Source organism: Rhodococcus sp. OK302, assembly GCF_002245895.1.
In the GTDB taxonomy this organism is placed as follows: domain Bacteria; phylum Actinomycetota; class Actinomycetes; order Mycobacteriales; family Mycobacteriaceae; genus Rhodococcus_F.
Genome location: NZ_NPJZ01000001.1, coordinates 2654607 through 2661000, shown reverse-complemented (window position 1 = coordinate 2661000; position 6394 = coordinate 2654607). Strand labels below are relative to the sequence as shown.

The window sequence follows — 6394 nt, the reverse complement described above, 5'->3', positions numbered from 1 at the left end:
GCCCACAGCCTCTCTTCCACACCATTACGTACACGCCCCCAACGCACTCTTCTGCGCTACAAGCCTGCACCGATCTCATCCACCCGCTATGAGCCAGAACGATCCATCATCTCTGATGTGTCCTGGGCATGACAAAGCCACACCCAGACATATCGAGTTCTCAGTCGATGTTCGTTACAGCAACGAACCGCTTCACGACCCCCACGCCGACACTTCGAGCAATGCAACGAACACCGCCGGCAACTCCCCCTTCACACGTGCCGACCCAACGGTCGGATTCGAGCAAGTTTCACACGGCGCCACGCACCCCCGCGTAGCCGCTCACCAAATGTACAGGCTTTCGAAACCTTGATGATTCATGCTGTTCAACAGCATATTGATGCCGACAATGCGGACAGCGATGGGCAGATGTGACATCCGTCGTGCACCCGAATACGACGAAACGCGTCGGCCAGTGGCCGACGCGTTTCGAGAGACGAACCGATGTCTCAGATCAGAGTTACGCCCGTCACACTCTGCAAATGCTCGGCATCGACGCCCGGAGCCAGTTCCACAAGTGCGATTCCGGCAGATGTGACATCGAGCACGGCAAGGTCGGTGATGATGCGATGAACGACTCCCTGCCCGGTCAACGGCAGCGTGCATCGCTCGACAATCTTGGGGTTTCCGTCCCGGTCGGTATGCTCCATTACCACGATGACCCGGCGCGCACCGTGGACAAGATCCATTGCGCCACCCATGCCCTTGACCATCTTTCCGGGCACCATCCAGTTGGCGAGATCACCGGTGCTCGACACCTGCATACCGCCGAGGACCGCAGTGTCGATGTGACCGCCGCGAATCATTCCGAAGGACAGTGCGGAGTCGAAGAACGCCGCGCCCGGGTTGACTGTGACAGTTTCCTTACCCGCATTGATGAGGTCGGCGTCAACCTTGTCGTCGGCCGGATACGGTCCGGTGCCGAGGATTCCGTTCTCGCTATGGAGAACAACGTTGACTCCGTCCGGCAGGTAGCTCGGGATCAGGGTCGGCAAACCGATCCCCAGATTGACGTACTCTCCCGGACGCATTTCCGCAGCCGCACGCGCCGCCATCTCGTGACGAGTCCACCCGATGCGAGTTTCTTCTGCACTACTCACTGTGCACCTCCTGAGATGGTCCGCTTCTCAATCCTCTTGTCCTGCATACCCGTATGCACAACTCGTTGCACGAAGACACCGGGCAGGTGAACATGCGCCGGGTCGATCTCGCCGGGCTCGACGAGCTTCTCCACCTGCGCGATGGTGATCCGTCCCGCCATTGCACACAGCGGGTTGAAGTTCATTGCAGTCTTGTTGAAGACGAGATTGCCTTCTGTGTCACCGATTTCGGCATGAACCAAGGCGAAGTCCGCTGTAATTGCTTCTTCCAACACGTATCGACGATCAGCGAAGACAGCGGTCGCCTTGGGCGGCGAAGCCACCGCGATCGAACCGTCCGCGTTGTAGCGCCACGGCAAGCCGCCTTCCTCGATGGGCGTGCCCACACCGGCCGGTGTGTAGAACGCCGGAATGCCCGTGCCGCCGGCACGTAGACGCTCGGCGAGTGTCCCCTGCGGCGTCAGCTCCACTTCCAGTTCACCCGAAAGGTACTGACGTGCAAACTCTTTGTTCTCGCCGACGTACGACGCCGTCACCCGCGCTATGCGGTGCGCACCCAGCAGGATTCCGAGCCCGTAGTCGTCGACACCACAGTTGTTGGAGAACACCTCCAGATCGGTGGCGTCCCCGTCTGCGATCGCAGCGATCAACGCGTCCGGAATTCCGCACAGTCCGAACCCTCCGACAGCGAGCCTGGCACCACTCGCGATATCGGCAACTGCCTCAGACGCAGTACTCACGACCTTGCTCATGCGTTGCTCTCCTTCGGTGAGAAGATTCCGGCGCGGTGAAGAAGCTTTTCGGCGTGACGCAGAACGGGGGCGTCCACCATTTTGCCTTCGAATGCGAATACTCCGCGTTCGGTGGCCACCGCCGCAAGAACTCTTGTGGCCCAGTCGATTTCTTGCTCCGAGGGCGCAAAGGCACCGCGAATGATCTCGACTTGGCTGGGATGAATGGCTACCTTGACGTCGAACCCGACAGCCACGGCATCGGCGGACTCGACGCCCAGACCGTCAAGGTCCTTGATATCGAGGTACACCGAATCCACCGCCAGTCGCCCGTAACTCTTTGCCGCCAGAAGGGTGTTCGAGCGAACATGCTTGGCTACATCCCGGTATGTACCGTCCGGATGACGACTGGAATTTCCGCCGAGCCCCGCCACCAGATCTTCGGCGCCCCACATGACACCGATCGTATTGGCGGCCAGGGCAATATCGGCGACAGCCAGGGCGCCGAGCGGTGATTCGACCAACGCAACTACCTCGGCCGGAGCCAACGACAGGACGTCGTCCGCCGACTCGCACTTGGACAGCATCAACCGCGAATAGTGAGTACCGTCGAGCGCGAGAAGGTCGAGTTCATGCTCGCGCGTGCCGACCGGATTGACCCGCACCACGGTACGTTCGGGATCCAGTGGTGTATCGATCAACGCGATGCGCGCAGCTTCCTTGTCGGCCGGCGCAACTCCGTCCTCGAGATCCAGAATCACGACGTCTGCTGCCGCGGCAGCCTTGGCGTAGCGCTCCGGTCGATCCGCCGGGCAGAACAACCACGAGGGACCGGGCACAGTCCAACTCATGACGACTCTCCTTCCGGGCGCAACTGCACCAACGTCTTTCGAGTAGCCAGAGCCACGACGTCACCGTGCTGGTTCCGGCCGGTATGGACCAATGTCACGATACCTTCGCCGGGGCGACTTTTCGACTCCCGCTTGTCCGCGATCAACGTCTCCGCGTACAGAGTGTCTCCGTGAAAAAGTGGCTTCGGGAAACTGATGTCGGAAAATCCGAGGTTGGCCACGATGGTTCCCTGGGTCAACTGCGCCACCGACAACCCGACGATTGTCGAGAGCGTGAACATCGAATTGACCAGGCGTACACCGAATTGTGTGCCCTCACTGTACGCAGCATCGAGGTGCAGAGCCTGCGTGTTCATCGTCAGCGTCGTGAACAGGACGTTGTCTGCTTCGGTGACCGTGCGACCGGGGCGATGTTCGTAGATCGCACCCAGTTCGAACTCCTCGAACCACAGTCCGCGCTGGATGATCCGCTGGGCGCTCACATTCCCAACTCACGGGCGATGAGCATCAACTGCACCTCGGTGGTGCCTTCACCGATTTCGAGGATCTTGCTGTCGCGGTAGTGACGAGCGACCGCGTATTCGTTCATGAAGCCGTATCCGCCGTGAATCTGCGTGGCATCCCGGGCATTGTCCATGGCCGCTTCGGAGGAAATCAGCTTGGCGATGGACGCCTGCTTCTTGAACGGCTTGCCCGACAACATGAGTGCGGCCGCGTCGTAGTACGCGGTACGAGCAACATGCGCCCGAGCTTCCATGCGTGCAATCTTGAACGAGATGGCCTGATTCTGCCCGATGGGGCGTCCGAAAGCCTCACGCTCCTTGGCGTACTTGACGGACTCGTCGACACAACCCTGCGCCGCGCCGACGCTCAGCGCGGCAATGGCGATACGGCCTTCGTCGAGAATGCGCAAGAAGTTCGCGTAGCCACGGCCACGCTCACCGAGCAGATTCTCCTCGGGGACACGAACATCCGCAAATGTGAGCGGATGGGTATCGGACGCGTTCCAGCCGACCTTGTTGTACGCGGGTTCGGCGGTGAAGCCCGGCGTCGTGGTCGGCACCAGGATGGTCGAGATCTCCTTCTTGCCACCGTCCTTGACGCCCGTCACCGCAGTGACCGTCACGAGCTTGGTGATGTCGGTGCCCGAGTTGGTGATGAACTGCTTGTTGCCGTTGATAATCCACTGTCCGCTGTCGAACTTGGCGGTGGTCTTGGTTCCACCGGCGTCGCTACCAGCGCCCGGTTCCGTCAATCCGAATGCAGCCAGCGCCTTGCCGCTGGTGAGCTGTGGCAGCCATTCTTCCTTCTGCGCGTCGTTACCGAAACGGTAGATCGGCATGGCGCCCAACGACACTCCCGCTTCGAGCGTGATCGCAACACTCTGGTCGACCTTGCCCAGTTCCTCGAGCGCGAGGCAGAGAGCGAAGTAGTCGCCGCCCATTCCGCCGTACTCCTCGGGGAACGGCAGACCGAACAGCCCCATCTCCGCCATCCCGGCCACAACCTCGTAAGGGAAGGTGTGATTGGCGTCGTGCTCCGCGGCAACCGGCGCGACAACCGTCTTCGCGAAGTCGGCCACAGTCTTGGCCAACTGCTGGTACTCGTCCGGAAGCGCTCCGGTGGCAAGGTAATCGGTCATCAGGCATCTTCCTTCGGAGTCGTGTTCTCGGTCTTTTCTTCGGCGCTGTCGTCCACCACAGGAACGACGCGTGCCAGCAGTTGGTCCACCATCACCTGATCACCTGATTTCACCAGTACTTCTACAATGCCGTCGATCGGTGAACTAAGTGAGTGCTCCATCTTCATGGCCTCGACCACGACGAGTGGCTGCCCGGCACTCACTGCGGAGCCGCTTTCAACATTCACCGCGATCACGGCTCCCGGCATCGGGCTGGTGATCTCGGCGTCACCGGCATGGGCGTCTTCGCCGCGCACACTCACCTCGGCAACCTCACGTACGTGCCAGGTACCGTCGCCGGCGAGCCACAGTCCACCGACGGTCTCGGCGACCACAAACGTGCGTCGGTGTCCGTCGATGACAACCGCCAAGGCGGAGCCCGCCAACGTTGCCGTGAAGGTGCGCGGCTGTGCCCCTTCGACCTCGACCTTCGCGTCGGATGGTTCACCGATGATCGCGACGTGCGCGATGCGTGTACCGGCCGAGAGCCGGATGCTGGTCGGAGCTGCCGTGCCGACGCGCCAGCCGCTCGGGACATCCCAGGGGTCCTTTGCCAGGGGCCAACGCTGCAACCAACGGTAAGCGGCTGCTGCGATCAGGACGTCGTCCGAAGCGTCCGCTGCTACAAAGTCTTCGACGCGGCGATCAAGCAAACCGGTATCGAGCTTTCCCGCGATCACATCAGGATCCGCCAAGAGGAATCGAGCAAATTCGATATTCGTGACCACGCCCAGTACTGCGGTCTCAGCCAATGCCCGGTCAAGCTTGCGCAAAGCACTGCCGCGATCGGGAGCGTGCGCGATGACCTTGCTGAGCATCGGGTCGTAGTCGCTGCCGACGACGGTGCCCGCGAGCAGACCCGAATCGACCCGGACGCCGGCTCCGCTCGGCTCGACCAGATCTACGACGCGGCCACCGGTCGGCAGGAAGCCACGACTCGGATCCTCGGCGTAGACGCGGGCCTCGATGGCGTGCCCGGTCATGGTGATGTCACTCTGTTCGAAGGCCAACTTCTCCCCCGTAGCAACACGAACCTGCCACTCCACGAGATCGAGTCCGGTGACCATTTCGGTGACGGGATGCTCGACCTGCAGTCGCGTGTTCATCTCCATGAAGAAGAACTCGTCAGGCTTGTCAGCGGAGACGATGAACTCAACAGTGCCGGCGCCCGTGTAATCGACGCTGCGAGCCGTGTTGCACGCTGCGGCACCGATACGGTCGCGTGTCACCTGATCGAGTAGGGGCGACGGAGCCTCTTCGATGACCTTCTGGTGACGGCGCTGCAGGCTGCATTCGCGCTCACCCAAATGAACGACGTTGCCGTGCTGATCTGCAAGCACCTGCACCTCGATGTGCCGGGGCCGCAGAACAAATCGCTCGAGAAACAGAGTGTCGTCGCCGAACGAGGAGGCTGCCTCGCGTCGTGCACTACGCAATGCCTCGGCGAGATTCGCGGGGTCTTCGACCAACCGCATTCCCTTGCCGCCGCCGCCCGCCGAAGGCTTGACCAACACCGGATATCCGATATCGTCGGCCGCTGCGATGAGGTCTTCGTCGGTCAGCCCGGGCCGGGCGATACCCGGCACTACGGGAACACCGAACGCCGCAACGGCATTCTTCGCCGTGATCTTGTCGCCCATTACTTCGATGGCGTGTTCGGACGGTCCGAGGAACGCGATACCCGCAGCCGCGCAGGCCGCCGAGAATGCCGAGTTCTCCGACAGGAAGCCATAACCCGGATGGATACCTTGGGCTCCGGCTGCTTTGGCAGCATCGATCACCTTGTCGATGACGAGGTAGCTCTCGCGGGCGGGTGCCGGTCCGATATTGACGGCAGTGTCTGCCTCACGGACGTGGCGAGCATTCGCGTCGGCGTCACTGTAGACGGCGACGCTGCGAATTCCCATCTCACGCAACGTGCGGATCACGCGAACCGCGATCTCGCCACGATTGGCGACGAGGACGGTATCAATCGTACGAATCTCAGTCATT

The 6394-nt window shown here is 61.4% G+C and carries 6 protein-coding genes; all 6 read right to left on the bottom strand.

The annotated features are described in order from the left end of the window. Positions 1–488: 488 nt before the first annotated feature. The 6 genes from BDB13_RS12335 to BDB13_RS12310 are packed head-to-tail and all read right to left on the bottom strand — an operon-like array spanning position 489 to position 6393. Positions 489–1139: a 3-oxoacid CoA-transferase subunit B gene (locus BDB13_RS12335; protein ID WP_254922796.1), complete on the bottom strand. Its 651-nt coding sequence runs from the start codon at positions 1137–1139 to the stop codon at positions 489–491. Further along, positions 1136–1891, bottom strand: coding sequence for a CoA transferase subunit A (locus BDB13_RS12330; RefSeq protein ID WP_094271895.1), 756 nt, complete (start codon positions 1889–1891; stop codon positions 1136–1138). The genes BDB13_RS12335 and BDB13_RS12330 overlap by 4 nt, the downstream gene beginning before the upstream one ends. Then, positions 1888–2721, bottom strand: a complete 834-nt coding sequence (locus BDB13_RS12325; protein WP_094271894.1) for an HpcH/HpaI aldolase/citrate lyase family protein — start codon at positions 2719–2721, stop codon at positions 1888–1890. Before BDB13_RS12325 ends, BDB13_RS12330 begins: the two co-directional genes overlap by 4 nt. Next, complete coding sequence (locus BDB13_RS12320; RefSeq protein ID WP_094271893.1) at positions 2718–3203, bottom strand: MaoC family dehydratase; 486 nt, start codon at positions 3201–3203, stop codon at positions 2718–2720. Before BDB13_RS12320 ends, BDB13_RS12325 begins: the two co-directional genes overlap by 4 nt. Beyond that, a complete protein-coding gene (locus BDB13_RS12315) occupies positions 3200–4363 on the bottom strand; it encodes an acyl-CoA dehydrogenase family protein (RefSeq protein WP_094271892.1) in 1164 nt (387 codons plus the stop codon). The genes BDB13_RS12320 and BDB13_RS12315 overlap by 4 nt, the downstream gene beginning before the upstream one ends. Next, complete coding sequence (locus tag BDB13_RS12310) at positions 4363–6393, bottom strand: acetyl-CoA carboxylase biotin carboxylase subunit (RefSeq protein ID WP_094271891.1); 2031 nt, start codon at positions 6391–6393, stop codon at positions 4363–4365. The genes BDB13_RS12315 and BDB13_RS12310 overlap by 1 nt, the downstream gene beginning before the upstream one ends. Between the last annotated feature and the right edge of the window lies 1 nt (position 6394).

What these genes read in the sequence shown, in the direction of transcription:
- BDB13_RS12325 (WP_094271894.1), bottom strand. Translation starts at nt 2,721, where the DNA reads ATGAGTTGGACTGTGCCCGGTCCCTCGTGGTTGTTCTGCCCGGCGGAT.
- BDB13_RS12310 (WP_094271891.1), bottom strand. Translation starts at nt 6,393, where the DNA reads ATGACTGAGATTCGTACGATTGATACCGTCCTCGTCGCCAATCGTGGC.
- BDB13_RS12330 (WP_094271895.1), bottom strand. Translation starts at nt 1,891, where the DNA reads ATGAGCAAGGTCGTGAGTACTGCGTCTGAGGCAGTTGCCGATATCGCG.
- BDB13_RS12315 (WP_094271892.1), bottom strand. Translation starts at nt 4,363, where the DNA reads ATGACCGATTACCTTGCCACCGGAGCGCTTCCGGACGAGTACCAGCAG.